This window comes from Streptomyces cadmiisoli, from assembly GCF_003261055.1.
In the GTDB taxonomy this organism is placed as follows: domain Bacteria; phylum Actinomycetota; class Actinomycetes; order Streptomycetales; family Streptomycetaceae; genus Streptomyces; species Streptomyces cadmiisoli.
This window is the reverse complement of sequence record NZ_CP030073.1, coordinates 7,717,977-7,743,927: the sequence shown is the minus strand read 5'-3', so window position 1 is coordinate 7,743,927 and position 25,951 is coordinate 7,717,977. Positions and strand designations below refer to the sequence as shown.

At 74.1% G+C, this 25,951-nt stretch carries 25 protein-coding genes and 1 pseudogene; 12 read left to right on the top strand and 14 right to left on the bottom strand.

Annotated elements, in window-relative coordinates; translation table 11 throughout:
• Window positions 1-122 precede the first annotated feature (122 nt).
• Window positions 123-1,004 carry a putative protein N(5)-glutamine methyltransferase gene (locus tag DN051_RS34135; RefSeq protein ID WP_079001498.1) on the bottom strand — a complete coding sequence of 294 codons (882 nt, stop codon included), beginning with the start codon at window positions 1,002-1,004 and terminating at the stop codon, window positions 123-125.
• Window positions 1,005-1,171: 167 nt separating this feature from the next.
• On the opposite strand from DN051_RS34135, the gene DN051_RS34130 reads away from it, so the two are divergent.
• From DN051_RS34130 to DN051_RS34100, 7 genes are all read left to right on the top strand, one after another.
• Window positions 1,172-1,663 (top strand): MarR family winged helix-turn-helix transcriptional regulator, encoded by a 492-nt coding sequence (locus DN051_RS34130; protein WP_053761772.1) that lies wholly within the window; start codon window positions 1,172-1,174, stop codon window positions 1,661-1,663.
• Window positions 1,664-1,760: 97 nt separating this feature from the next.
• Entirely contained in the window at window positions 1,761-2,366 is a 606-nt protein-coding gene (locus tag DN051_RS34125; protein ID WP_112440515.1) for a sulfite oxidase-like oxidoreductase, read from the top strand.
• Complete coding sequence (locus DN051_RS34120) at window positions 2,359-3,114, top strand: ferredoxin reductase (protein WP_112440513.1); 756 nt, start codon at window positions 2,359-2,361, stop codon at window positions 3,112-3,114. The genes DN051_RS34125 and DN051_RS34120 overlap by 8 nt, the downstream gene beginning before the upstream one ends.
• 160 nt (window positions 3,115-3,274) lie before the next feature.
• Window positions 3,275-3,859: an Rv1733c family protein gene (locus DN051_RS34115; protein ID WP_053761769.1), complete on the top strand. Its 585-nt coding sequence runs from the start codon at window positions 3,275-3,277 to the stop codon at window positions 3,857-3,859.
• A 338-nt stretch (window positions 3,860-4,197) separates the two neighbouring features.
• On the top strand, window positions 4,198-5,166 hold the full coding sequence (locus DN051_RS34110; RefSeq protein WP_112440511.1) for an acetylxylan esterase: 969 nt from the start codon (window positions 4,198-4,200) through the stop codon (window positions 5,164-5,166).
• Window positions 5,167-5,291: 125 nt separating this feature from the next.
• On the top strand, window positions 5,292-6,458 hold the full coding sequence (locus DN051_RS34105; protein ID WP_053761903.1) for a serine hydrolase domain-containing protein: 1,167 nt from the start codon (window positions 5,292-5,294) through the stop codon (window positions 6,456-6,458).
• Between the two features lie 131 nt (window positions 6,459-6,589).
• Window positions 6,590-7,339, top strand: coding sequence for a GntR family transcriptional regulator (locus DN051_RS34100; RefSeq protein ID WP_112440509.1), 750 nt, complete (start codon window positions 6,590-6,592; stop codon window positions 7,337-7,339).
• 16 nt (window positions 7,340-7,355) lie between these two features.
• Here DN051_RS34100 and DN051_RS34095 read toward each other — a convergent pair whose 3' ends face one another.
• Complete coding sequence (locus DN051_RS34095) at window positions 7,356-8,081, bottom strand: class I SAM-dependent methyltransferase (RefSeq protein WP_053761902.1); 726 nt, start codon at window positions 8,079-8,081, stop codon at window positions 7,356-7,358.
• Window positions 8,082-8,458: 377 nt separating this feature from the next.
• On the opposite strand from DN051_RS34095, the gene rho reads away from it, so the two are divergent.
• Both rho and DN051_RS34085 read left to right on the top strand, forming a co-directional pair.
• Window positions 8,459-9,604: a transcription termination factor Rho gene (rho, locus tag DN051_RS34090; protein WP_053761766.1), complete on the top strand. Its 1,146-nt coding sequence runs from the start codon at window positions 8,459-8,461 to the stop codon at window positions 9,602-9,604.
• A 136-nt stretch (window positions 9,605-9,740) separates the two neighbouring features.
• Window positions 9,741-10,577 (top strand): annotated as a pseudogene (locus DN051_RS34085) (D-alanyl-D-alanine carboxypeptidase family protein); the annotation flags it as partial.
• Window positions 10,578-10,660: 83 nt separating this feature from the next.
• On the opposite strand, the gene DN051_RS46700 reads toward DN051_RS34085, so the two are convergent.
• From DN051_RS46700 to DN051_RS34040, 9 genes are all read right to left on the bottom strand, one after another.
• The gene (locus DN051_RS46700) at window positions 10,661-12,016 is read right to left on the bottom strand and encodes a glycosyltransferase family 87 protein (protein WP_112440507.1); all 1,356 of its coding nucleotides are present in this window, start codon (window positions 12,014-12,016) and stop codon (window positions 10,661-10,663) included.
• Complete coding sequence (gene mptB, locus DN051_RS34075; protein WP_112440505.1) at window positions 12,013-13,407, bottom strand: polyprenol phosphomannose-dependent alpha 1,6 mannosyltransferase MptB; 1,395 nt, start codon at window positions 13,405-13,407, stop codon at window positions 12,013-12,015. The genes DN051_RS46700 and mptB overlap by 4 nt, the downstream gene beginning before the upstream one ends.
• Window positions 13,408-13,497: 90 nt before the next feature.
• Window positions 13,498-14,430, bottom strand: coding sequence for a glutaminase (locus DN051_RS34070; RefSeq protein ID WP_053761763.1), 933 nt, complete (start codon window positions 14,428-14,430; stop codon window positions 13,498-13,500).
• A 337-nt stretch (window positions 14,431-14,767) separates the two neighbouring features.
• Entirely contained in the window at window positions 14,768-15,778 is a 1,011-nt protein-coding gene (locus tag DN051_RS34065) for an asparaginase (RefSeq protein WP_112440504.1), read from the bottom strand.
• 93 nt (window positions 15,779-15,871) lie between these two features.
• Window positions 15,872-16,549: a FadR/GntR family transcriptional regulator gene (locus tag DN051_RS34060; RefSeq protein ID WP_053761761.1), complete on the bottom strand. Its 678-nt coding sequence runs from the start codon at window positions 16,547-16,549 to the stop codon at window positions 15,872-15,874.
• A 138-nt stretch (window positions 16,550-16,687) separates the two neighbouring features.
• Entirely contained in the window at window positions 16,688-17,059 is a 372-nt protein-coding gene (crcB, locus tag DN051_RS34055; protein ID WP_053761760.1) for a fluoride efflux transporter CrcB, read from the bottom strand.
• Window positions 17,056-17,535, bottom strand: coding sequence for a fluoride efflux transporter CrcB (crcB, locus tag DN051_RS34050; RefSeq protein WP_112440503.1), 480 nt, complete (start codon window positions 17,533-17,535; stop codon window positions 17,056-17,058). Before crcB (DN051_RS34050) ends, crcB (DN051_RS34055) begins: the two co-directional genes overlap by 4 nt.
• Window positions 17,536-17,701: 166 nt before the next feature.
• Window positions 17,702-18,685 carry an SMP-30/gluconolactonase/LRE family protein gene (locus DN051_RS34045; RefSeq protein ID WP_112442612.1) on the bottom strand — a complete coding sequence of 328 codons (984 nt, stop codon included), beginning with the start codon at window positions 18,683-18,685 and terminating at the stop codon, window positions 17,702-17,704.
• Window positions 18,686-18,751: 66 nt separating this feature from the next.
• Complete coding sequence (locus DN051_RS34040) at window positions 18,752-19,039, bottom strand: helix-turn-helix domain-containing protein (protein WP_053761900.1); 288 nt, start codon at window positions 19,037-19,039, stop codon at window positions 18,752-18,754.
• A gap of 320 nt (window positions 19,040-19,359) precedes the next feature.
• Here DN051_RS34040 and DN051_RS34035 point away from each other — a divergent pair, with 320 nt between their 5' ends.
• Window positions 19,360-19,749: a MarR family winged helix-turn-helix transcriptional regulator gene (locus tag DN051_RS34035; protein ID WP_053761758.1), complete on the top strand. Its 390-nt coding sequence runs from the start codon at window positions 19,360-19,362 to the stop codon at window positions 19,747-19,749.
• Between the two features lie 78 nt (window positions 19,750-19,827).
• Here DN051_RS34035 and DN051_RS34030 read toward each other — a convergent pair whose 3' ends face one another.
• Window positions 19,828-20,232, bottom strand: coding sequence for an SseB family protein (locus DN051_RS34030; RefSeq protein WP_112440502.1), 405 nt, complete (start codon window positions 20,230-20,232; stop codon window positions 19,828-19,830).
• 174 nt (window positions 20,233-20,406) lie between these two features.
• On the opposite strand from DN051_RS34030, the gene DN051_RS34025 reads away from it, so the two are divergent.
• Entirely contained in the window at window positions 20,407-21,045 is a 639-nt protein-coding gene (locus DN051_RS34025) for a LysE family translocator (RefSeq protein ID WP_112442610.1), read from the top strand.
• Window positions 21,046-21,072: 27 nt separating this feature from the next.
• On the opposite strand, the gene DN051_RS34020 is transcribed toward DN051_RS34025, so the two are convergent.
• Both DN051_RS34020 and DN051_RS34015 read right to left on the bottom strand, forming a co-directional pair.
• Entirely contained in the window at window positions 21,073-22,533 is a 1,461-nt protein-coding gene (locus tag DN051_RS34020; protein ID WP_112442608.1) for an NAD-dependent succinate-semialdehyde dehydrogenase, read from the bottom strand.
• A gap of 169 nt (window positions 22,534-22,702) precedes the next feature.
• The gene (locus DN051_RS34015) at window positions 22,703-23,971 is read right to left on the bottom strand and encodes an aspartate aminotransferase family protein (protein ID WP_112440500.1); all 1,269 of its coding nucleotides are present in this window, start codon (window positions 23,969-23,971) and stop codon (window positions 22,703-22,705) included.
• Window positions 23,972-24,196: 225 nt separating this feature from the next.
• Between DN051_RS34015 and DN051_RS34010 the strand changes: the two genes are divergently transcribed.
• Window positions 24,197-25,861, top strand: coding sequence for a PucR family transcriptional regulator (locus DN051_RS34010; protein ID WP_112440498.1), 1,665 nt, complete (start codon window positions 24,197-24,199; stop codon window positions 25,859-25,861).
• The last annotated feature ends 90 nt before the right edge of the window (window positions 25,862-25,951 follow it).

Genomic DNA, 25,951 nt, shown 5'->3' with positions numbered 1-25,951 from the left:
GGGACGGAGGGATGGAGGCGGTGGGGCACGGGCCGTGGACCGCACCGCTCCTGTGACGCCCGGACCGGGCCCGGCGTTCACCACGATCGCGCGCGATTCCGCCCGTCGGCGGCCGGTCGGGGTCAGTCCGCCCGGGGGGCGACCCCGATCACCACGTGCGCGTCCCGTTCGCCGCAGACCGCCAGCCGGGTCGTCAGCCCGGCGCGGCCGAAGGCGGCGACGGCCGACGCGGCCTGGTGCTCGCTCGTCTCGACCAGCAGGCAGCCTCCCGGCGCGAGCCATCGGCCCGCCTCGGCGGCGACCCTGCGGAGCACCGCGAGGCCGTCCGCGCCCCCGTCGAGGGCGACCAGAGGTTCGTGGTCGCGCGCCTCGGCGGGCAGCAGGCCGACCTCCGCCGTGGGGACGTAGGGCACGTTCGCGGCCAGGACGTCGACCCGGCCCCGCAGCCCGCCCGGCAGCGCGGCGTACAGGTCGCCCTCGTACACCCGGCCGCCCCGGTCCTCGACGTTGCGCCGCGCGCAGCGCACCGCGGCCGGGTCGATGTCCGCGGCGTGCAGTTCGACCCCGCCGAGGCGGGCGGCCAGCGCCGCGCCGACCGCTCCCGAGCCGCAGCACAGGTCGACGACGACGGTTGCGTCCGGTGCCTGCGCGAGGGCCTGTTCGACCAGGAACTCGGTACGCCGGCGGGGCACGAAGACCCCCGGTTCCACGGCGATCCGCAAGCCGTCGAACCCGGCCCAGCCGACGACGAGTTCTAGGGGCTCGCCGGCGACGCGGCGGTCCACCGCGGCGGCGAGGCCGGCGGGCGTACCGGCGGCACCGACGATCAGTTCCGCCTCCTCCTCGGCGAAGACGCAGCCGGCGGCACGCAACGCGGCGGCGACGGACGAGACGACGGACGAACGGGTCTCGCCCGACCGCGCGGTGGCGGACCCGGGAGCAGGAGAAGCGGAAAAGGGGGTGGGGGGAACGGAGGGGGCCGGGGGCGCGGGCACGGCGCTCATGGGACTCACCCCCTCGGTTCCGCAAGGCTGGGACGGCTCGCATCCGGACGATCACGGTACCCCAACGGCCGCAGGCCGACCGCTCCCCCGGGGACCCGCCCCTGCGGGCCGGACCCCCTTCAAGTTGTACGATGCAACTAGTACGACCGGAAGGGAGGCGGGTACCCATGACGGCAGCCCGGACAGCCGAGGACAGGGCCTTCGCCGACCTCGGCGGCTGCGTCGCGGACGCCGCCGTGGAGACGATCCAGCGGGAGATGACGGCCTTCGCCCGACGCGCCCGCACCTTCGCGGGGCGCCTGCACCCGGAGCTGTCCCTGGTCTCGTACTCGCTGCTCAGGCAGCTGGAGGAGGGCGCACCGAGCCGGGCCACCGACCTGGCCGAGCGCCACGCCCTGGACAAGTCCACCGTCAGCCGCCAGATCGCCACGCTGGAACGGGCCGGACTGATCGAGCGGCGGCTGGACCCGCGGGACCATCGCGTCCATGTGCTCCACCTGACCGACGCCGGACGGCACGTCCTGGCACAGGCCGGCGAGAGCCGCCGCACCGCTGTCCGGGAACGGCTGGCGGACTGGCCGGAGGAGGACCTGGTGCGCTTCGCCGGGTATCTGGAGCGCTACAACGCGGGGCCCGGACCGGCGCCCACGGACGGCTGAGGGGCACCCGCGCGTACCGCGTAGGGTTGACCGCCCGCGCACCGATCACGCCGAAACCCGCGGGCCGCCCGCAGCGGCTGCCTGGAGGCACCACCGTATGAACGTCACCCGAGGCTTCTCCGGGCGCCCGCGCGTCCACAACCCGGGACTGCCGCCCGGCCAGTACGACGCGCGCGACGACTGGCCCGTGCTGTCCGCCGAGGTCACACCGGACCTCTCCCCCGCCGACTGGACCTTCCGCATCGACGGGCTCGTCGAGGAACCGCGCACCTGGGACTGGGCGACGGCACACGAGCTGCCGGCCTCGGTCCACGAGGGCGACATCCACTGCGTGACGGGCTGGTCGAAGTTCGGGGTGCGGTTCGCGGGCGTGTCCCTGGACGCGTTCTGGGAGCGGGTGCGCCCGCTGCCGTCCGCCACCCATGTCGTCGCGTACGCGCACACCGGGTACACCACGAACCTCCCGCTGGCCGACCTGAGGGACGGCCGGGCCTGGATCGCCTGGGAGTACGACGGCCGCCCGCTGCCCGCCGAGCACGGCGGTCCGGCGCGGCTGCTGGTGCCGCACCTGTACTTCTGGAAGAGCGCCAAGTGGATCGCCGGACTGCGGCTGCTCGACCACGACGAACCCGGCTTCTGGGAGCGCAACGGCTACCACGCGCGCGGCAACCCCTGGGCGGAACAGCGGTACTCCGGTGACTGAGGCCTTCACTCCCCCGACCCGGTTCGCCGTGCCGGGGCGCATCGCCGTCGGCGCCGGGACCGGGAACCAGTGGCAGACCGCCACCCTGACCGGGATCCGCCGGGAGACCCCGCGTGCCGCGAGCTTCCGGTTGGCGGTGCCCGGCTGGGCGGGGCACCTGCCGGGCCAGCACCTGATGCTGCAGCTGAGCGCCCCGGACGGCTACACGGCGCAGCGCCACTACTCGCTGGCGTCCGCGCCGGACGACTCCGGCCACATCGAGCTGACCTTGGACCGCGTCGACGGCGGCGAGGTGTCCGGCTGGTTCCACTCCGAGGCCCGTCCGGGCGACCGGGTCGACGTGCGCGGCCCAGTGAGCGGCTTCTTCGCCTGGCCGGGCGACCGGGCCGCCCTGCTGATCGGCGCGGGATCCGGGGTCGTACCGCTGATGTCGATGGTGCGCCACCACCGGGCGCGGGGCCTGTCGGTGCCGCTGAGGCTGCTGGTGTCCGCGCGCAGCCCGGCGGAGCTGATCTACGCGCGCGAGTACGGCGCGGAGACGACGCCCGTGTTCACGCGCAGCGGCCCGCCGGGTGCCCCGGTGGGCCGCATGACGGCCGCGCACCTGGCGCCGCTGCTGGACGACGGGCCGCCCGGCGGGTGGGAGGCCTACGTGTGCGGCTCGAACGCCTTCGCCGAGCACGCCTCGCGGCTGCTCGTCGCGGCCGGCCAGCCCGTGGACCGCATCCGGATCGAACGTTTCGGCTGACCGGCGGGCTCCCCGGGACCCGAGCCGCGTGTTCGGCCGCCCGAGGTGAACGAATGCCCCCATACGGGGTACGAATTCCATGTGGCACTCGCACGCGTGCACGGGGCCGCGGGAGCGACGACCGCTCCCAGGGCCTCCGGGTGAGGGCGAGGAGGCGGACATGGGAACCCGGGTGCGCGGCTGGCGCTGGCGGCGCAATCCACTGCGGCGCCGGTCGGATGTCGTCGAGGCGTGGACGGTGCTGGCCGTCGCCCTGCTCCTCTTCCTGGGCGCGCCGCTCGCCGGGGCCGCGGCCGCGTGGTGGGCGCACGACGAGGCGCAGACGACCGCCGCGGCGCAGCGGGCCGACCGCCGGCACGTGCGGGCCGAGGTCGTGGGCCCGTCGACCGGCGACCTGACCGCGCTCCAGGGCGGCAGGGAGTACACCTACCGGGCGACCGTGAAGTGGACCGACCCCGGTGACGGTCCCCGGACGGCCACGGCTCGGGTCCCGACGGGCACACGGCCCGGCGAGGCGGTGGACGTGTGGTTCGACTCGCGGGGGCGCAACGTGCCGCCGCCGCCGGACGGCACGGTGGTCTGGCAGCACACGCTCTCGATCGGTACCTGCGCCGCGGGCGGCGCCGCCGTCGCGGTCTTCCTCGGCCACGCGGCCGTGCGCCGCGGGGCGAACCGGCACCGGATGGCCGAGTGGGAACGCGACTGGGCCCGCACCGAGCCCGAGTGGACCCGGCGCGGCGTCTGACCGGCCGCCGGCGGCGAGGAACCGTCGAATCCGTCGGCAGAGCCCCGGGCGCGGCCCAGGGACCCGGTTCCGGGGTGTGCGGCACACCGGCCCGGGGCGGCGAAAACCGGCGGACCCGTCGCGGGCCGGGCCGGGAGCCCTCGGTTCGGGCCGCCCGCCGGACGGACGCCTGCCGGGCGGTCGGCCGGCGCGGCGCCTGCTCGGCCGGGCCGCCGGGCACCCTGTCCCCACGACCTGCGGCGGACCTGGATCGACGCCGGTGAGGCGATCTGGCGAGGGGGACGAACCGCCGCGTACGGTGTGATCATCATCGTCCTCTTCACCCAAGGTGGTCCTGCATGGCCCTGTTCGACCTCCCTCTCGACGAGCTCCGCGCGTACCGCAGCGCCTCCGTCGAGCCCGAGGACTTCGACGCGTTCTGGTCCAAGACGCTCCAGGAGGCACGCGAGTACGACCTGGACGCCCGGTTCGAAGCGGTCGACACCGGACTGTCGACGGTGACCGTGTACGACGTCACCTTCGCCGGTTTCGGCGGGCACCCGGTGAAGGGCTGGCTGACCCTGCCCGCCGGGGCGGTGGAACCGCTGCCGCTGATCGTGGAGTTCATCGGCTACGGCGGGGGACGCGGGCTGCCGCACGAGCATCTGCTGTGGGCGTCCACGGGTCGTGCCCACTTCGTCATGGACACCCGAGGCCAGGGCAGCGCCTGGGGAGCGGGCGGCGGCACCCCCGACCCGGTCGGCGGCGCGCCCGCCTACCCCGGTTTCATGACCCGCGGCATCGACGCGCCGGAGAACTACTACTACCGCCGGGTGTTCACCGACGCGGTGCGCGCCGTGGAGGCGGCCCGCTCGCACCCGGCCACCGACGCGGCCCGGACCGTCGCGATCGGCGCCAGTCAGGGCGGCGGCATCACCGTGGCCGTGGGCGGCCTGGTCCCGGACCTGGTCGCGATCGCCCCCGACGTGCCGTTCCTGTGCGACTACCCGCGCGCGGCCACCCTCACGGACCGCCACCCCTACCGGGAGATCGGCCTCTACCTGAAGACGCACCGCGGTCGCGGTGCCGACGCGCTGCGCACGCTCTCCTACTTCGACGGGGTGCACTTCGCCGCCCGCGGCCGGGCGCCCGCCCTGTTCTCGGCGGCCCTGGAGGACCAGACCTGCCCGCCCTCCACCGTCTTCGCCGCCTTCAACGCCTGGGCGCACGAGGACAGGACGATCGAGGTGTACGACTTCAACGACCACGAGGGCGGCGGTCCCTTCCAGGAGGCCGTCAAACTGCGCTGGCTGCGTTCCTACCTCTGACACCGGTCCCCGGCCCCCGCGGTCCGCGGGAAGTCGCCCGCTTCCCCTTGGTCCGACCAGTCGGTATGTTCGGGGAGCCCGGGCGCAGGGCCGCGGACCGGGCTTCGGACGACGACGGAGGGGCCATGCCCGAGCGCGCGCCAGACATCCACGGGCACTGCGACACCCGGTTCGCCGCGGTGCGCACGGCCTTCGAGGAGAACTTCCGTGAGCGGGACGAGCTGGGGGCCGCCGTCGCCGTCACGGTCGACGGCGCGACCGTGGTGGACCTGTGGGGCGGCTGGGCGGACCCGGACCGCACCCGGGCGTGGGAGCGCGACACGCCGGTGAACGTCTGGTCGACGTCGAAGGGGCCGGTGGCCCTGTGCGCGCACATCCTCGCCGACCGGGGACTGCTCGACCTGGACGCCCCGGTGGCCGTGTACTGGCCGGAGTTCGCCGCGGCCGGCAAGGAGAAGGTCCTCGTACGGCATCTGCTGTCGCACCGCGCGGGTCTGTGCGGACTGCGCGAACCGCATTCCTTCGCCGACCTCTGCGACTGGGAGACGACGACAAGCCGGCTGGCGGCGACGGAGCCCTGGTGGGAGCCCGGCACCCGCTCCGGCTATCACGCGCTGACGTACGGCCACCTGGTCGGCGAGGTCGTCCGGCGGGTCTCCGGGCTGCTGCCGGGCGCGTTCCTGGAACGTGAGGTGACCGGTCCGCTCGGCGTTGACTTCGGCATCGGACTGCCGGAGAAGGACGCGGGGCGAGCGGCGGAACTCGTGCACGCCCGCACCACGTCGAGCAGTGAGCAGGCAGCGGTCTTCAGCCAGTTGACGCCTGCCGCGCTGGCCGCGCTGACCAATCCCGCGGTGGGTGCCGACGAGGCCAACACCGCCGCGTGGCGGGCCGCCGAGATCCCGGCCGCCAACGGCCACGGCACCGCACGGGCGGTCGCCGCGCTGTACGGGATCTTCTCGGGCCGGGGTGCGCACGACGGCCACCGCGTCCTGTCCCGCGAGGCCGCCGAGCGGGTGCGCGAGGGGCAGGGCGCCTGCCGGGACCTGGTGCTCGGGGCCGGGTTCGCCGGGGAGACGGAGATCGGCCTCGGTCTGTGGCTCAGCGGACCGAACGGGTCCTACGGGCCCAACCCGCGGGCCTTCGGCCACGACGGCTTCGGCGGGTCCTGCGGTCTGGCGGATCCGGAGGCGGGCGTGTCGCTCGGCTACGTGATGAACCGGATGGGCACGCGCATCGCCGACGACCCGCGCAAGATGGCACTCGTCGAGGCCCTGTACAGCGCGCTGTGACGGCCGGGGCGACCCGTTCCGTTTCGGCCGAACCGTCCGTTCGCCCTTCCCTGGTGGTTTAGACCAATGCTAGATCTGGTGGCGCAATGAGCCCGCACGGCTACGGCACGTCACCAACAGGAGGGCGCGGCATGGCCCGCACCACCCCGCACCACCACGCGCAGACCACCGGCGAACAGCCCCTCTACTGGCGGATCGCCACGCGACTGCTGGGCGAACTGCGCGACGGCACCGTCCCGCCCGGTGAACGGCTTCCGGCCGAACGGCGGCTGGCGGAGCGCTACGGCGTCAGCCGGGAGACCGTACGGCAGGCGCTCGAAGTGCTCCGCCACGAGGGGCTGGTCGCCACCGACCGGCGCGGCAGCCACGCCACCCTGTCCGGGCGACGGGTGGAGCGCCCGACATCGCTCGCCTTCCCGCTGGGCATCAGGCGCGACGCCGAACCGCACACCGCCGACCGCGCCACCGTCACCTGGGAGACCCCGCCGCCCGAACACGCCGAGGCCCTGAGCCTCGCTCCGCACCTGCCGACCCTGATGCACCGCTATGTGTCCGCCGCCGCCGACGGCCGCGGACTGCGCAGGGCCGTGACGTCGTTCTCCGCAGTCGCGCTGGCCGAGGTCGAGGAACTGGCCCGGTACCGGGACCGCGCCGACGGCACCGCCGCGGCCCAGTTGCGCCGCGCCTACGACTGGATGCGCCGTTCGGGGCTGACGCTGCACCACCGCGACGCCATCACGCCGCTGCCGGACGCCCCGTCGGTGCGGGTGACCCGGCTGGTGCACGACCAGTACCACCGTCCGCTGGAGTACACCGACCTCGTCGTGGACGCCCAACAGGACGCCCTGGTCTACGAGTTCACCCTGCCGGCGGCGGTCTGAGCCCGCCCCGCACGGTTCACCGGAGCCGTCGGGCCGCCACCATCCGCACCCGGGGACTGCCGTCACCGCGCGACCCGAACTCGGGCAGGGCATGGAGCTCCACCCGGAATCCGGCACGCTCCAACTCGCGCAGGACCTCCCCGAACCGGACGGCCCGGTAGTACATGACGAACGGCGGCCGCCACACGGCGTTGCGGACCCGCATCACCGCGTCGAAGCCGCCCAGCATCCAGTAGGCGGCCGATCCGGGACGGGGCGGGGCCACGACCGGGAAGGCGAAGCATCCGCCGGGCCGGAGCACGGAGCGGACCTGGGTGAACAGCCCGGGCAGTTCACGCGGCAGAAAGTGGCCGAACGCGCCGAAGCTGACCACCAGATCGAAGGCGGGCCCGAACGGCAGGGCGCGCGCGTCGGCACGCACCCAGGAGACACGCGGCGCGGCCCCTCGGTGGCGTCGCCGGGCCACGTCCAGCATGCCCGCGCTGAAGTCCACCCCGGTCACGCTGCGCCGGCACACACCCGCCAGCGCGCCGACGGCCGCCCCCGTGCCGCAGCACAGGTCCAGTCCGTCGTCGAACGGCCCGATCCCCCGCAGCGCCGACGCGACGGAGTCCAGCACCGAGTCCGGCGTACGGAACGGGGTGTGGTCGAACTTCGGGGCGAGCAGGTCGTAGCCGCGCTCGACGGACGACAGCGCCTGCACGGCGAGTTCGCGGAGGCTGGGACCTTCGGGGCTGAACATCGCCATCAGCTTAGTCGGGTCGCCTCCCGAGGCGCCGGGCGGCGGACCTCCGCATTCCGTCGTCCGCCGCACCGAGCACCGGCACGAGGTGTACGTCACAGCGCCGGACCCACGCCGAGTGATAGTCTGTTCGCAGCACTTGTGTACGCCCGTCCGGGGCGCCGGTGCCAGTTCCCTTCTCAGCCCGCTGAACCGCCCGCCGTTCTCCCGGCCGGCACAGGGCTTCCAGCACCACCTCACCAGCAGGCCTCAGGTCCGCCGTCCGAGGTGCTGTTCTCCACCGCCCGGAGGCATGCGAGCACGCCCTCCCGCGCGGCTTCCTCTCCCTTCCCCCGCATGTCCGCGCACCGGATCCGTCCTCGAAAGGACCCACCGTCGTGACCACCACTCTCGAACACCCTCCCCGCCGTCAGCAGTCCCAGGCCGTCTCCGGTTTCGTGGACCTCGACGCGAGCGGCAGGGGACACCTGCGCGCCGCCGGTCTGCTGCCCGCGCCGGACGATCCACAGCTCCCCGCCGCGCTGGTGCGCCGCCACGGGCTGCGCAAGGGCGACCTCGTCGAGGGCGTCCGCGACGCCCGGCGCACCCTGACCGAGGTCGCGCTGGTCAACGGCCGCACACCCGGAGAGATGCGGGGCCGTCGCCACTTCCGGGATCTCACACCCCTTCACCCGCGCGAGCGGATCCGCCTCGAACACCCGGCGGCCGGGCTCGCCGGACGGGTCGTGGACCTCGTCTCGCCGGTCGGCAAGGGGCAGCGCGGCCTCGTCGTGGCCCCGCCCAAGACCGGCAAGACCGTGCTGCTCCAGCAGATCGCCGCCGCCGTCACCGGGAACCACCCCGAGTGCCGGCTGATGGTCCTCCTGCTCGACGAACGCCCCGAGGAGGTCACGGACATGCGCCGCTCCGTACGGGGCGAGGTCTACGCGTCCACCTTCGACCGGACGCCGAAGCAGCACATCGCGCTCGCCGACCTGGTGATCGAGCGGGCCATGCGGCTGGTCGAGGCCGGTGAGGACGTCGTGATCCTCCTCGACTCCCTGACCCGGCTGTGCCGGGCGCACAACAACGCCGCCGCCTCCGGCGGCCGCACCCTCAGCGGTGGCGTCGACGCGGCGGCGGTGCACGGGCCCAAACGGTTCTTCGGCGCGGCGCGTCTGGCCGAGGAGGGCGGTTCGCTGACCGTCCTCGCGACCGCGCTGGTCGAGACCGGGTCCCGCGCCGACGACTACTTCTTCGAGGAGCTCAAGAGCACCGGCAACATGGAGCTGCGCCTCAGCCGCGACCTCGCCGGGCGCCGGCTCTTCCCGGCCGTCGACATCACCGGATCCGGTACCCGCCGCGAAGAACTCCTCCTGACCCCGCCCGAGTCGTCCGCCGTGCACGGACTGCGGCGCGCCCTGCGCACCCGGGACGGTGACACCGGCCTGGAAACCCTGCTGGAACGGCTGCGCGCGACCCCCGACAACGCGACCTTCCTGCGCCGGATCCAGCCGACACTGCCCGGCGGCCGGGAAGGCTGACGCCCGATCACACGAGGGCCCGCCGTCCCCCGAACCGGCCGCCGACACGCCGACCGCTTGCGGCATACGGGTGCAGGAGTGCCGCATTCGGCCCTCACGACTCGGCGTGGCGCGCCACCCTTCCTAGGTTGCTCATATGAAGATCGGACTCTCTTCCCGGGCAGCAGTGTCGACCTGTGGCTTCTGCCTCGCGGGCGTCCTGGCGCTCGCGCCCGTGGCGGCAGCCGCGCCGACCGGGGCGGACCCCGGTACTCCGGGCGGGCCGCACGCCGCGATTCCCCCGCCCGCCCTGCTCCACCGCTCCGGAACGCAGGTCCGGCCGCGGGCCGGGGCACCCGCGGTCCCCGACGTCACGGCCCTGTCCTGGCTGGTGGCCGACGCCCGGACGGGCGAGGTGCTCGCGGGGCACAACGCCCATCGCCAACTGCCGCCCGCCAGCACCCTCAAGACCCTGTTCGCACTCACGGTGCTGCCGGTCCTGCCCGGCGGAACCCGGCACCGGGTCACTCACGACGAACTGAAGGGCGTCGGGTCGGGCAGCAGCCTGGTGGGAGTCTCCGAAGGACACGCCTACACGGTCACCGATCTGTGGCACGGGGTGTTCCTCAGCTCCGGCAACGACGCGGCGCGGGTCCTGGCCGAGCTCAACGGGGGCTGGCTCACCACGGCCGCCCGGATGGAGGCCAAGGCCCGGCTGCTGGGCGCGCACGACACCCATGTGCGCTCGCCCGACGGATACGACGCGGAGGGCCAGGTGTCGTCGGCCTACGACCTCGCCGTGTTCGGCCGCGCGGGACTGCGCAGCACGGACTTCTCGCGGTACTGCCGCACCGTGGAGGCCGAGTTCCCCGGCGAGAACGGCTGGCCGTACCCGATCCGCAACACCAACCGGCTGCTCAGCGGAGACGACGGGGTGGAGCCCTACCGGGGTGTGATCGGCATCAAGAACGGCTACACCAGCAATGCCGGACACACGCTCGTCGCCGCCGCGCGCCGCGACGGACGCACCCTCGTCGTGACGGTGATGAACCCTCAGTCGGACGGCCCGTTCGACGTCTACGAGGAGGCGCGGTCGCTGCTCGACTGGGGCTTCGCCGCAGCCGGCCGGGTCGAACCGGTGGGTTCGCTGGACGCCCTGCGCAGCAGCGCGCGGCCCGGACCGGACGTCCCGCTCGCCGCCGCCGAGCCGGTCGCACCGGGCCCGCGGCCCGGCTGGCCGGAGACCGCGGCGATCGCCGCGGCGGCCTGCCTCGGCGCGGGCGCCGTCGCGCTCGCACTGCGACTGAAGGGCGAGCGCTCGGCCGCGGGGTGACCGACCGGCAGCCACAGCAACAGCCCGAGGGTGATCCAGGCGTACGTGTTGCCGCCCAGGAACCCGTCGACGCCCGAAGCGTCGTCGAACCACAGCCACACCACGCTGGTGCACAGCACCGCGTACAGCACGGCCGCGACCCGCTGCTGCCCGGCCCGGACCAGCAGGACGAAGGACGGCAGCAGCCACACCAGGTGGTGCACCCAGGTGATCGGGCTCACCAGACACGACGTCAGTCCCGTCAGGGCGAAGGCCCCGTACCAGTCCCCAGCCGCCACCGCCCGGCGCGCCCGCCACGCCCACACGCCCATGACCAGCAGGACCACCACCGCCCAGACGGGCTTTCCCTCCACGCCCAGGCGGGCCAGGACGCCCTGGAGCGACTGGTTGGAGACGTACTCCAGACGTCCCACCCGGGTGGTGTCCCACAGCGCGTGCGTCCAGTAGAAGCGTGACGCCTCGGGGGTCACCCACGCCGCCAGCCCCGTCGCCCCGACGGCGACGGCCGTCGCGACGGCGGCCGCCCGCCCGCGCCGGGCGAGCAGCAACAGGGCGATGAAGACCGCCGGGGTGAGTTTGACGGCCGCCGCGAGGCCGATGCCGATGCCCGCCCAGCGCTCCCGCCCGGTGGTCAGCAGCCAGGCGTCGACCAGGACCAGGGCGAGCAGCAGCAGATTGACCTGACCGAAGCTGAAGGTGTCGCGGAGGGGTTCGTACAGGGCGAGCGCGCAGGCGGCCAGGGCACAGCCGTACCAGCCGTGACGGCGCCACGCCCGGCCGGTGAGCACCCGCAGCGACACCGCCGTGGCCACCAGATTGAGCAGCAGCGCGACCGCGACCGCGATGTGCACACCCACGAGGGCCATCGGCAGCATCACGACCGCGGCGAACGGCGGATAGGTGAAACCGTACGTCGTACCCGGCACCCGGTAGTCGTAGATGCGCCCGCCGTCGTGGACCCAGCTGTGCACGGTCCCGTGGTAGACCCGCAGGTCGAACCAGTCCCGCAGCAGTGGCACGGTCGCGGTGAACACGGTCACGGCCGCGGCGAGGACGAGCACCAGCAGCAGCCGTCCGCGGTCGGTGCCGGGCGCCCTCACGCGGTACGTCCCAGGACCGGGGCCTGCGCCGCCTGGCGGGCCTGCCACAGCACGACCACCGCGAGGACCCCGCCGGAGACGGCCAGCAGCAGTTGTCCGAGATCCGCGGGGCCGCCGCTGGGCAGGACGGCGAGCGCGAGGACGCAGGTGACGGCCGCGACCCGGTGCCGCACGGAGGTGTCCGGCGCCGCGGCCGCGATGAGGAACAGGCCCCACAGCGCGTACCAGGGCCGGATGGCGGGGCCGAAGGCCGCGACCGCCGCGAGGCTGAGTCCCAGCGCGTACACCGGGCGGGGGCGCAGCCGCAGCCAGATCATGAGCAGCGCGACCGCGGTGATCGCGAGCCCCACCGCGTGCCAGACCGGGACGGCCAGCGGCGCCAGATCGCTGCCGAGCCGCTCCAGCAGGGCACCGGTGGCGCGGCCCAGCAGACTGGTCAGCGCCCAGTTGTGCGGTGAGACGGGGGTGTTGAGCGCGGCGATCCAGCCGTATCCGGTGCCGGCCACGGTCGTCACGGCGACCGTGGTGGCCGCCGACGCCGCGGCGGTCGTCAGCGCCGCCCGTGCGGGGTGACGGCCACCGCGCATCTGGAGGACGACGATCGCGGCGAGGCCGAGCAGCGCGGGCGCTTTGACCAGCGCGGCGAGCGTGACGAGGACGGCGCCCAGGACCGGGCGGCGGCCGAGTGCCGCGACCAGGCCGACCCCGAGGAGTCCCAGCATCATGGCGTCGTTGTGGGCGCCGGCCACCAGATGCAGCAGCACCAGCGGGTTGAGGGCGCCGAGCCACAGCGCGGCGGCCGGGTCGGCCCCGCTGTGCCGGGCCAGGCGGGGCAGGGCCGCCACCATCAGGCCGAGGCCGGCCAGGGCCAGCAGCCGCATTCCCACGAGGCCGGCGGGGAGTTCGCCGCGGGTCAGTCCGGACAGGGCGGAGGCGGCGGCGAGGAACACCGGCCCGTAGGGGGCCGCGGTGTGCTGCCACACCGGGGCGACCTCGTCGGCGAGCGGGCCGCCGAGCCGGGACGGCCCATGGGTGTAGACGTCGATCCGGGCGTCCACCATGGCGCCCTGGGCGAGGTAGCTGTAGACGTCCCTGCTGAACAGCGGCGGGGCCAGCAGCAGCGGGGCCGCCCAGACGGCGAGGACCAGCAACAGGGCGCGCGGGGAGGGTGGTTCGGGTCCGCGGAGCAGCCGGCCGAGCATGGCCCAGGCCGCGATCAGCAGGACGACGCCGAAATACACGCCGACCAGCCCGAGCGCGGCGCCCGCCGAGGACGGCGCCAGCAGTTCGCGGACGGGCAGGGCTCCGGCCGTCTCACCGCCCAGTGCGAGAAAGGCGGTTCCGGCCAGGCCCAGGACCTGGCAGCGACGGAGATCGACGGAGGAAGCCATGGCCAACACTCGGTCAGCGTGTCAACGCCGGGTGGCGGGAAAGCGACGCTTCCCCTTCCGGTGGGCGGCCTGTGCATGGCCGCCGCGTGATCAGAACACCGACAGCCCGGTCAGCGTCGTGAAACGGTCCAGCGCGGCGACCCCGGCGACGGAGTTGCCGCGATCGTCGAGCCCGGGGCTCCACACGCACAACGTGCAGCGCCCGGGCACCACCGCGACGATTCCTCCGCCGACCCCGCTCTTGCCCGGCAGGCCCACGCGATAGGCGAAGTCGCCCGCGGCGTCGTACGTCCCGCAGGTCAGCATCACGGCATTGACCTGTTTGGCCTGGCTGCGGGTGAACAGCCGTGAGCCGTCCGCGCGCACGCCGTGCCGGGCGAGGAAGGCGGTGGCGAGGGCGAGGTCGGCGCAGGAGGCCCGGACGGAGCACTGCTTGAAGTACTGGTCGAGCAGGAGCGGCACGGGGTTGTGGATGTTGCCGTAGGAGGCCATGAAGTGGGCCAGGGCGGCGTTGCGGTCGCCGTGCGCCGTCTCCGAGGCAGCCACTTCGAGATCGAAGTCCAGTGCGCCGTTGCCGCTCTCGGTACGCAGGAAGTCCAGCAGGGTGCCCGCCGCGTCGCCGGTACGGGTCAGCAGGCGGTCGGTGACGACGAGCGCCCCGGCGTTGATGAACGGATTGCGCGGGATGCCGTCCTCGTACTCCAGCTGCACCAGTGAGTTGAAGGCGTTGCCGGAGGGTTCGCGGCCGACGTGCGCCCAGAGTTCGTCGCCCTCGCGGGCCAGATCGAGGGCGAGGGTGAAGACCTTGGTGACGGACTGCGTGGAGAACGGCTCGCGCCAGTCCCCCACGCCGTACACCGTGCCGTCCACTTCCGCGACGGCCATGCCGAACCGTCGCGGGTCGCCGGCGGCCAGCGCCGGGATGTAGTCGGCGGGCCGCCCGCGACCGGGGGTGTGCTCGATCTCCTCGGCGATGCGTTCCAGGACCGGTTCGAAGGTCAGCGAGGACGTCATGATCACCAGTGTGCCCCGTCGCCGAGCCGATCGTCCTCGCTGCGCGTGGCGCCGGCCCGGAGGGCCCCGGGCCGGCCGCGAGGCCCCGCGACCGGTCGTCGACCGCTGGGACGGTCGCCGGACGCCTCGGTCCGCCGTCAGAACCTTCGGCCGCCGGTGAGGAGCCTCGGCCGGTCGTCGGACGCTCGGCCGGTGGCGCGCCTCCCCGGCCGAGCGTCAGCCGCCGGGCCGGTCGCGCGCCGTCCCGGCCGCGCCTCGGCCTGCTGTCGGACGCCGCGGACGGTCGTCAGGCGCTGCGGCCGGAAGTCAGGCGCCTCCGCGTTCCTCGGAGGCGGGCGGGTCGGGCCTACGAGGCGCAGGGCAGCGGATCGAGCGCCGGTACCGGTCGGACGCTTCCGACGGGCCGTCCGCCGCCGAGCAGCTGCTCACCCGCGAACCCGGTCAGCAGATCCGGGGCGACACCCGCGCGGGCGAGCGCGGCGGCGGTGACCGGGATCCTGGCCCGGCCCGCTCCGTCGGCGATCTTCACGGCGACGGCCCGGCCGTCCGGCAGCGCGGCGACCTGCACACCCTCGAAGCCGTCCTTGGTGAGCAGCCCCGGCACGGCCCGCATCAGGGCGGCCACGTCCCGGCCGGAGCCGGAGGCCATCTCGGGGTGCCGGCGCATCGCGTCGGCGACGCGTGCCTCGGCGGTACCGGGCCCGGCGGTGGCGATCCGGGCGGCGGCGCGGGCGAGACCGTGCAGTGACACGGCGAACAGCGGCGCTCCGCAGCCGTCGACGGTCACTCCGGCGATCCGCTGGCCGGTGAGGTCCTCGACGGTCGCCGCGACGGCTCGTTGGAGCGGGTGCGCGGGGTCGAGGTAGTCGTCGAGGGACCAGCCGTTGAGCGCGGCGGTGCAGAGCATCGCGGCGTGCTTGCCCGAGCAGTTCTGGGCCAGGCGGGACGGCACGCGGCCCTCGCGCACCCAGGCGTCCCGGACGGCCGGGTCGAACGGCAGGTCGGGGACGTTGCGCAGGTCGTCCTTCGTGAGTCCGGCCAGTTCCAGGATGCGCCGGGTGCCGGCCAGATGGCGTTCCTCGCCGGAGTGGCTGGCGGCGGCGAGCGAGAGCAGTTCGCCGTCCAGCGGGAGCCCGGCCCGGACCATGGCGACCGCCTGCACGGGCTTGAGGGCCGACCGGGGATGAAACGCGGCCTCGATGTCGCCGAGCCGGAACCGGACCGCGCCGTCCTCGCCGATCACGACGACGGAGCCGTAGTGGATGCCCTCGACGATCCCGCCGCGTACGAGGTGGGCGACGGGGGCGTGGAGGGGCTCGCGGACGAGGGGTGTGTCCGCGACGGAGATGCTGTGCATGACTGCCTGGCTCACTGGGGAGTTGGGCGGACCGGGCCGCGGGTCACGCGGCCCGGTCCGGGGTGGACTCGGGGTGCCGTGGGGTCCGGCCGCTCAGGTGTCGTGCCCGGCGTCGGCGGCGGTCTGCGTGCGCGCGGGGCGCACGATGTCGGTGAGGGTGGTCTCGACCCGGTCGAGGTGATGGGACATGGCCTCGATCGCGTCGTGCTCGGAACCGTCGATCAGCGCCTCGACGATCGCCCGGTGCTCGCGGTTGGACTGCTCCCGGCGACCGCCCAGCTCCGTGAGGAAGGCCGACTGACGGGCGAGCGCGTCGCGGATCTCCTCGATGACCCGGCGGAACACCGGGTTCTGGGCGGCCTCCGCGACGGCGAGATGGAACAGGGTGTCCATCGCCACCCACGCGGTGGTGTCGGCCTCGCGCTCCATCCGCTCCAGCAGGTGCGCCAGGTGATCCAGGTTCTCGGGGGTACGGCGCGAGGCCGCGTACCCGGCGACCGGGATCTCGACGTGGCGGCGCACCTCGAGCAGGTCGCTGGCGGAGTAGTCGCCGAAGGTGGGGTCCTCCACGCTGTTGGCGACGACGAAGGTGCCCTTTCCGGTCTTGGCCACCGTCAGGCCCATCGTCTGGAGGGCGCGCAGGGCCTCCCGCAGTACCGGGCGGGACACCTCCCGGGTGCGGCAGAGCTCGGCCTCGGAGGGGAGCTTGTCGCCCACGGCGTACTCGCCGCGCTCGATGGCGCCGCGCAGATGGGTGAGTACCGCTTCCATCGCGCTGACGCGCCGCGTACCCGCACCACCTGTCTGGCTGTCTGACAGGTTCACGGGTCGATGATCCGAAGAATCGGGCGAGGCTGTCAAGGCGTCCGGACGGGACGTTTCAGACAGGCAGTGCGCGCCGGGCCGTCGTCACAGCAGCGCCTCCGCAGCCGTCACCCCCGCGAAGGCTGCCGCGAGTCCGACCGCCACTCCGGCGATCACGTTCATCACGGCGTAGCGCCGCTCCCCTTCTTCGAACAGGCGAAGTGTCTCGTAGGAGAAGGTCGAGTAGGTGGTCAGCGCCCCGCACAGGCCGGTGCCCAGGAACAGTCGCAGCCGGGAATCTACGGCTCCTTCCGCGATCGCTCCGGTCAGCAGGCCGAGGACGAGGCAGCCCGTGACGTTCACCACGAAGGTGCCCCAGGGGAAGACCGACCTGTGCCGGGACCGCACCGCCCGGTCGGTGAGATGCCGCAGCGCGGCGCCGATCATGCCGCCGCCGACGACGAGAAGCCAGTTCACAACGGCCCGCCCGCGCGGACACGGCGCCGTCGCTTGATCAGCTTTCGGGTCGCGGCGACCGCGCACCACACCGCCGCGCCCGCGGCCACCAGGGTGGCGGCGAGGTAGGCCAGCGCGGCTCGCGGGTGGCCCGCCTCGATCAGCCTCTCGATGTCGACGGCGTACGTGGAGAAGGTGGTGAAGCCGCCGAGCACCCCGGTGCCGAAGAAGGGCCGCAGCAGTGGAGGGGCGGCCCGTGCCTCGGTGACGGCGGCCAGGAACACGCCGATCACCGCGCAGCCGGCTGCGTTCACCCAGAACGTCGTCCAGGGGAAGACTCCGCCCGGTATCGGCCAGCGCAGCGAGGCGGCGTAGCGGGCCGCCGCGCCGATTCCGCCGCCGAGGGCGACCACGGTCAGGACGACGGACCGGCGGGGCGGCCGGATCGTGGTGGGCGGCGACTGCCGCGCGGCGGCGCCGGTGTCCTGGGCGGTCATGCCGTATGTCTCCCACTCGCCGCGGCCCGGGTGTGCGGGCGCCTGTCGTCGCAGGCACGGACCGTCGGCGGCACCCGCGATAGCCAGTTTGCTCGCGGTGCCGCGGTTCCGGTACGCCGGGCCGCACCGCCGCCGCGCCGCGCGGGGACCGCGGCGGAAGGTGAGCCTAGCGCAGGGGCGGTGACGGGATCAGCGGGGAGCGGGGCGCCTCGCAGACCGCGACGCCGCGCTCCTGGACACTGCCGAGGACGAGCCGGTCGCCGACCGCGCAGACGCTGGTGACCATGCGGAAGCCGGACCGCCGGCGGGTCAGACGGCGCACGATGGCCCCGTCGTCGTCGACCGCCGTCACGCCGACGGTTCCGGTCGGCCGGAAGGGCGCGCGCACCGCCGCCCGCGCCGCCGAACGGCGTACCGCCCGCGGGGCCTTGTGCAACAGGTCCAGGGCGGGGACGCGGGGCCCGGCCAGCGCCACCCAGATCGGGCCTTCGGGCCCTTCGCGCCAGATGTTGTCCGGCATCCCCGGCAGTTCCGCGAAGACCTCGTGCTGCCCGGCCTTCGGGCCGGTCAGCCAGTACCGGGTGAGCCGGTACGCGGTCGTCTCGGCGACGACCAGGAACGACTCGTCCCGGCTCACCGCGACACCGTTCGCGAACCGGAGCCCGTCCAGCAGCACTTCGGGGCGGTCACCGCCCGGCTCCAGACGCAGCAGCCGGCCCGTGCGGGTGTGTTCGACCACGTCGCCGATCCAGTGCCGGAGCGGATAGCGGCGGCTGGAGACGGTGAAGCAGACGCTGCCGTCCGAGAGGGCGACCACGTTGCTGCAGAACCGCAGCCGCTCCCCCGCGACCGAGTCCGCGAGGACGCGGACGGTTCCGGTGGCGAGGTCGACGCGCAGCACTCCGCGCTCGGCGTCGCAGACCAACAGGGCGTCGTCGGGCAGGAGTTCCAGGCCCAGCGGCCGGCCACCGGTGGTGGCAAGGGTCTCCACGCGGGTGGCGACGGGGTCGGCCAGACCGTCGAGGCGCAGGATCCGTCCGTCCTCGACCCCGGTCAGGACGCGGCCGCGGGCGTCGGCGACGACGTCCTCCGGGCCCCGGCCGCCGATGTCGATGTAGCGCAGCGGCACGAGAGAGGTGGGAGGGAGCATGCGCGGCCGCCCTTCGCGGTCGGAGGTCGTCGTCCACATCTGCGTATGCCCGGCGCCGCCGCCCGGTCACCAGCCCTTCTCGAACATCCTGGCCACCTCGGCGATGCGGATGTCGTCGCGCCGGTAGTGGACGCGGCGCCGAACGCGCCGGGTGCGCAGCAGTCCGAGGTCGGCGAGGAGGGTGAGATGGGTGCCGGCGACGGCGCGGCTGACACCGAGCTTGGCCGCGACCGCGTCGGCCGTCACGCCGTCCTCGACGGGATCACCGTGCCGCTGTTCGGGAAAATGGGCGACCGGGTCCTTCAGCCACTCCAGGATGTTCAGGCGCGTGACGTTGACGGGAGTCCTCGGCATCTCGTCCCCCTCGATCCGGGCGCTCATGTGGTGCTTGCCCACTGTGGAGCCGGGCAAGCGGCCGTGTCCGGCGCTCCGCCGGACTTGTCCGGGATCGAACGGGCCTTCGACTGAATGTGGGGGAAACCGGTGCCGGCCGCCCCGGCCGCGGGGCACCCCGACAGGCGAGCTCCTCGCACTCACCGGGAGATCGGCTCCGGGACGGTCCGGCCGCTCCCGCACGGTCCGAGGACTCCGCTCAGGGGCAGCGCACGGGCGTCGCTTGCACATGCACTAGTTGCACACTCAACAAGTGGCTCATTCGGTGTTACCGTGCGGACATGGCAGCGAACACGGCCGAGGCCGGCCTGGAGCAACGGTGGCGGGACATCCTGTCGGCGCACGCGCGCACGATGTGCGAGATCGACCGCGCGCTGCACCCGCACGGCCTGGGGGCCAGCGACTTCGAGGTGCTCGACATCCTCGCCACCGAGTCGGCCGCCGAGGGCGCCCAGTGCCGGGTGCAGAACCTGGTCGGACGGGTGCATCTCAGCCAGAGCGCGCTGTCCCGCCTGATCGGCCGACTCGAGAAGGACGGCCTCGTCGAGCGCTCCGTGTGCGCCGAGGACCGGCGCGGGGTGTGGGTCGCCCTGACCGTCAAGGGCCGCGAACTGCACGGCGAGGTCCTGCCGCTTCAGCGAGCGGCACTCGCGCGTGCGCTGACGCTCTGACCGGCCGGGCGGCTTTCGACGCCACGGAACGCGAGGTGAGGGCTCACCCGGAGTGAACGCGAGGAACGCCGGTGCTTGTCACCGGGGCCGGGCCAGCAGGGTGCGTACGCCGTCCGAGGTGAGGGTCAGACCGTGCGCCGAGCTGCCGTCGATGGTCAGCGAAAGGTCGTCGGACGGCCACTGCGAGGCGAGTGCGCCGAGCGGTACGAGGCGGTAGCGGGAGACGAACGGCAGCAGCTCGGTCATCTCCAGTTCCGAGGTGAACACGGGCACCACCGGGCGTCCGTCGGGCTCCTCCAGCACCGGCAGCGCCACCGCGGACGGATCGGCCGCCTCCTCTTCGAGCGCGTCGTCGGGCACGGGGACGAGCACCTCACTGTTCGCGAGCGTGTCCAGCGCCGCCGTGTCGTCGGTGTTCTCCACGAGTGCGTCGAGCGCCCGCTGAGCCGGGGTGGCGTTGTTGTCGTTCGCGGGTGTCTCCATGGCAGATCCCCTGGTAGCGGTGGGTCGTAGGGCATGCCCGGCACTTGCTCGCCCCGGGCGCGGCACCCCTCGAATACCCGACCAGGCGGAAGCCAACCCTCCGCATGTCCCCCGGTGCCGCGGCCGGGAAAAATGACATGAGGGCGGCGGCGCCCCGGTGGTTGTATGAACGGCATGCCGTCCACCGACCGTCTGCTGGCCTTCGCGGCCATGTCCTTCGTGCTGATCGTCATCCCCGGGCCCAGCGTGCTGTTCGTGATAGGCCGGGCGCTCGCCCTGGGCCGGCGGGCCGCGCTCACCACCGTCGTCGGGAACACGCTGGGCGCGTATGTGCTGGTCGTCGCCGTGGCGCTGGGCGTCGGGTCCGTGGTCGAGCGGTCCGTCCTCGTGTTCACCGTGCTGAAGCTGGCCGGCGCCGCCTACCTCGTCCACCTCGGGATCAGGGCCTGGCGGCAGCGCGGAGCACTCCGGGCGTCGTTCGCGCCGGACCACGAGAGCCGGGACGGGCTGCGGACCTTGTGGGAGGGGTTCGCGGTCGGCGTGGCCAACCCGAAGACCATCGTCTTCTTCGCCGCCGTGCTGCCCCAGTTCGTGGACCGCGCTCAGGGACACGTGGTGGCGCAGATGCTGCTGCTCGGCCTGATCTTCAACGTCATCGCGGTGGTGTTCGACAGCCTGTGGGGGATGACCGCGGCCACCGCGCGGGACTGGTTCGCCAGCTCGCCTCGGCGGCTCTCGATGGTCGGCGGCATCGGCGGGCTGAGCATGATCGGTCTCGGTGTCACGGTCGCCGTCACGGGCCGCAAGGACTGAGCCCGCCGGGGCGGCGGCCCGCCCCTTTCACGGCCTGTCCGACCCGCCCCGGCGCACCGGCACCGCCACGTACCGGTAGTCGAGGAACTCCTCGATCCCGACCCGGCCGCCCTCGCGGCCGAGGCCCGACTGCTTGACGCCACCGAACGGCGCCGCCGGGTTGGACACCAGTCCGGTGTTCAGGCCCACCATGCCCACCTCCAGCCGTTCACAGACCCGCAGCGCCCGGTCGAGGACCTCGGTGAAGACGTAGCCGACCAGTCCCCAGGCCGTGTCGTTGGCCCGGCGCACGGCCTCGTCCTCGTCGTCGAAGGGCAGGACCGCCGCCACCGGCCCGAAGATCTCGGTGTCCATCAGGCGGCTGGCCGGGTCCACGTCGGTCAGCACGGTGGGCGGGTAGAACCAGCCGGTTCCCTCCGGAGTGCGGCCTCCCACCAGCACCCGGGCACCTCGCTCCACGGCGTCGGCGACCAGTTCCTCGACCTTGGCGCGGCCCGCCGCGTCGATCAGCGGCCCCACCTCGACCCCCTCCCGGGTGCCGGGGCCCACGACGAGCGCGCCCATGCGCCGGGCGAGCCGCCGCGCGAACTCCTCCGCCGTCGACCGGTGCACGAAGAAGCGGTTCGCCGCGGTGCACGCCTCCCCCATGTTGCGCATCTTGGCGGTCATCGCGCCGTCCACGGCGCGGTCCAGGTCGGCATCGTCGAAGACCACGAACGGCGCGTTGCCGCCGAGCTCCATCGAGGTGCGCACCACGGTGCGGGCGCACTGGGCGAGCAACAGCCGCCCGACCTCCGTGGAGCCGGTGAAGGACAGTTTGCGGATCCGCCCGCCGGTCAGGAGGGGCTCGCACACCTCACCCGCCCGCGAGGTGGTGACGACGTTCAGCACACCGTCCGGCAGGCCCGCCTCCTTCAGGATCGCGGCGAGCGCGAGCGTCGACAGCGGGGTCTGCGGGGCCGGCTTCAGGATCATCGTGCAGCCCGCCGCGATCGCCGGGCCGACCTTTCGGGCTCCCATCGCGAGCGGGAAGTTCCAGGGGGTGATCAGCAGGGACGGCCCCACCGGGCGGCGCATGAGCAGCATGCGGGCGCTGCCGTCCGGCAGGGTGCCCCAGCCTCCCTCGATCCGGACCGCCTCCTCCGAGAACCAACGCAGGAACTCCGCCGCGTACGTCACCTCGCCCCTGGCCTCGGCCAGCGGTTTGCCCATCTCCGAGGTCATCAGGAGAGCAAGTTCGTCGACCCGGGACAGCACGATCTCGTACGCGCGGCGCAGGATCTCGCCCCGTGCCCGGGGCGCCGTACCGCCCCACTGCGACTGCGCCGCCACGGCCGCGTCCTCCGCGAGCCGCGCGTCCTTCGGGCCGGCGTCGGCGACCCGGCAGAGGATCTCGCCGGTCGCCGGATCATCGATCGGCAGGGTGCCGCCGTCGGCGGCGTCCTGCCAGGTGCCGGCGATGAGCAACTGCTTGGGTACATCGATCATGGCGTTCCTCCCGGTCGGGTCGGCGGTCGGGTCAGTGGAGTGTGGGACGGTGACCACGCGCGGGACGCCGTACACGCCCCGGACGCACTCCACGCCCGGGACGCAGGCCGTGTGCGGCCGGTGTCTGTGCGCGGGCGACCCGCCCGTTCCGGTGCGGGCCTCGCGGCCGTCATCCCTCCGCCGCGTCCGTCGTACCCCTCCGCACAGCCGCGGCCCAGGCCCTGAGCCCGTCGTCCACCGCGGTCTCGTCGATCACCAGCGCCGGAATCATGCGCACCACCTGGTTCCAGGCGCCGCACGGCAGCAGGAGCAGGCCCTCGTCCACGGCGGCCCGCTGCACCCGGGCGGCGGTCTCGGGGTCGGGGTCGCCGTCCGCGGTGACGAACTCGCTGGCGAGCATCAGCCCGAGTCCGCGGACGTCCCCGATGGCCGGGGTCCGGTCGGCGACGGCCTTCAGGCCGGCCCGCAGCCGGGCGCCCATCGCCTCGGCGTTCTCGACGAGCTTCTCCTCGCGTACGACGTCCAGCGTCGCGCAGGCGGCCGCGCACGCCACGGCATTGGCGCCGTAGGTGCCGCCCTGGGAGCCGGGCCACGCCTTGCTCATCAAGTCCCGCGGCGCGGCGATCCCGGACAGCGGGAAGCCGCTGGCCAGGCCCTTGGCGGTGACGAGGACGTCCGGGGTGACCCCGAAGTGCTCGTGGCCCCAGAAGCGGCCGGTGCGCCCGACGCCGGTCTGCACCTCGTCGAGGACGAGCAGGAAGCCGTGCCGGTCCGCCCGCTCGCGCAGGCCCTCCAGGAAGGCGCGGGTCGCGGGCACGTAGCCGCCCTCGCCCAGCACGGGTTCGACGACGACGGCGGCGGTGTCGGCGGGCGAGGAGATCGTCTGGAGCGTGTAGTCCAGCTCCTTCAGCGCGAAGCGGGTCGCGGTGTCCTCGTCCCAGCCGTAGCGGTAGGCCGTCGGGAACGGGGTGACGACCACCCCGCTCATCAGCGGCGAGAACCCGGAACGGAAGCGGATCCCGCTGGTGGTCATGGCCGCGGCCGCCACGGTACGGCCGTGGAAGCCGCCGTGGCAGACCAGCACGTTGGGGCGGCCGGTGGCCTGCCGGGCGAGCCGCAGCGCGGCCTCCACGGCCTCGCTGCCGGAGTTGGTGAAGAACAGGCTGTCCAGTCCGGCCGGCAGTACCTCGCCGAGCTTCTCGACGAGCGTGCGCAGCGGCGGGTGCATGACGGTCGTGTACTGGCCGTGGACGAGCGTGCCGACCTGTTCCCGCGCGGCGGCCACCACGGCCGGGTGGCAGTGACCGGTGCTGGTGACCCCGATGCCGGCGGTGAAGTCCAGATAGCGGCGGCCGTCCTCCCCGTGCAGGTGGACACCCTCGCCCCGGACCGCGACGACGGGTGTCGCCTGGCGCAGGTGCGGTGACAGTGCGGTCATGGTCGTCTCCCGGCGATGACGTCGTGACGGGCTTCGGCACCGCGAGCATCCCCCGGGCGGCGCGCCGCCACGACGCCGATCTGTCCAGTGGGGACACCGGGTTCGGACGTTGTGTCAACCGGACCGCGCGCGGGCCGCCGCCCGCGGCCCCGCACGGGCCCTCGGGGGCGCTCTTGCTCAGGTCAGCGCGGCTTGTCACAGTGTCCGGGCAGGCGGGGAGGCACCGTGCGTGAGAACCGGCGGAGGGCGGACGGCCCGGTGGACGGCGGGCTGTGCGGCCCGCTGACCGTGGCCGATGTGCTGGCCCTGCCCGTCCTGGCCGCGGGCCGGCCCGAGGTGGTCACCGGCGCGGCCCGCCTGGACCGGCAGGTCCGCTGGGTGCACATCACCGAGCTGACGGACCCGGCCTCGTTCCTCAAGGGCGGGGAACTCGTCCTGACCACCGGCATGCCGCTCCCCGACGAGCCGGCCCAGGTGCGCCGCTACGTCGACGAACTCGCCGACGTCGAGGCGGCGGCCCTGGTCATCGAACTCGTACGCCGCTACCACCGCCCGCCCGACACGCTCGTGCGGGCCTGCCGCAACCGCGGCCTCCCCCTCGTCACCCTCGCCCACGACGTCAACTTCCTGGAGGTCACCCAGGTCGTCCACTCGCTCCTCCTCGGCAACCGGACCGACGCCCTGCGCCGCACGCAACGCATCCACGAGGCGTTCACCGCGCTGACGCTGCGCGGCGCCGGCCCGGAGGACGTGGTGCGGGCGGGCGCGGAGATGAGCGGCCGCACGGTCGTACTGGAGAACCTCGTGCACCAGGCGCTGGTCTGCGAGCCGTCCGGCGGCACGGTCGAGGAGGCGCTCAACGGCTGGGAGCGGCGTTCCAGGGCGACCCCGTCCGGCGACGGGGCGGGAATGCGCGGACCGGAGGGCTGGCTCGTGGCGCCGGTGGAGTACCAGGGCGAACGCTGGGGGCGGGTGGCCATGCTGCCGGGCCGGGCGGGCGGCAGCGGCCCCTTCGCACCCGAGCACGTCACCGTGCTGGAGCGGACGGCGATGGCCCTGACCATCGCCCGGCTCATCCGCGGTGCGCCGTGGGAGCGCAGCGCGCACCGGAGCGTGCTGCGGGACCTGGCCGAGCGGCGCCACCGCTCCCCGGACGAGGCCCGCGCCCGCTTCGGGGCCCTGGGCCTGCCCACCGGGCCCGGCGGCTTCCTCGCCGTCCTGGTGGAGACGCCCGCGCAGGACGACACGGAGCGGCAGGAGATCCGCCTCACCGAGGAACTGCGGGCCGCCGGGGTTCCGGCACTGATCGGCGCGCTGACGCCCGGCCGGGTCGGGGTCCTGCTCGCCCTGCGCGCCTCCCGGCCGTGGCGGACCGTCGTCGAACGGCTGGCCGGCACCGCGCTCGCGGTGGACCCGCGCGCCGTCCTCAGCGTCGGCTCGCAGGTCACCGACCTCTGCGACGCCGCCCGCTCGTTCCGGGAGGCGGCCCGCGTCGCCGAGGCGACCCCGCCGGGCCTGGCGCCCCCGGCCGGCCGCACCTTCCACGAGGTGGCCGACATCGGACTGCGCGGGCTGCTGTACGCGCTGCGCGATGACATCCGGGTCCAGGAGTACGCCGAACGCCGCCTCGGCCGGCTCGTCGACCACGACACCCGGCACGGCACGGAGCTGTTGGCAACCCTGCGCCACTACCTGGACGCCGCGGGCAGCAAGACCGCCGCGGCGCGCCTGGGCGGCGTGTCACGCGAGACGCTCTACCAGCGACTGCGGGCGGTCGAGCGGCTGGTGGACTGCGACCTGGAGTCCGGCGAGCAGCGCACCGCCCTGCACGTGGCGCTCACGGCCCTGGACGTCCTGCGGGCACCGGGCACCACACGCGACAGCGACTGACGACGGGGGCCCACGTGCCGACCGCGTCCGGCACCCGACCGCGAGGGGGACCGCACCAGCCGGCCACGGCCGCGCGGTCCCCGTCGCCGG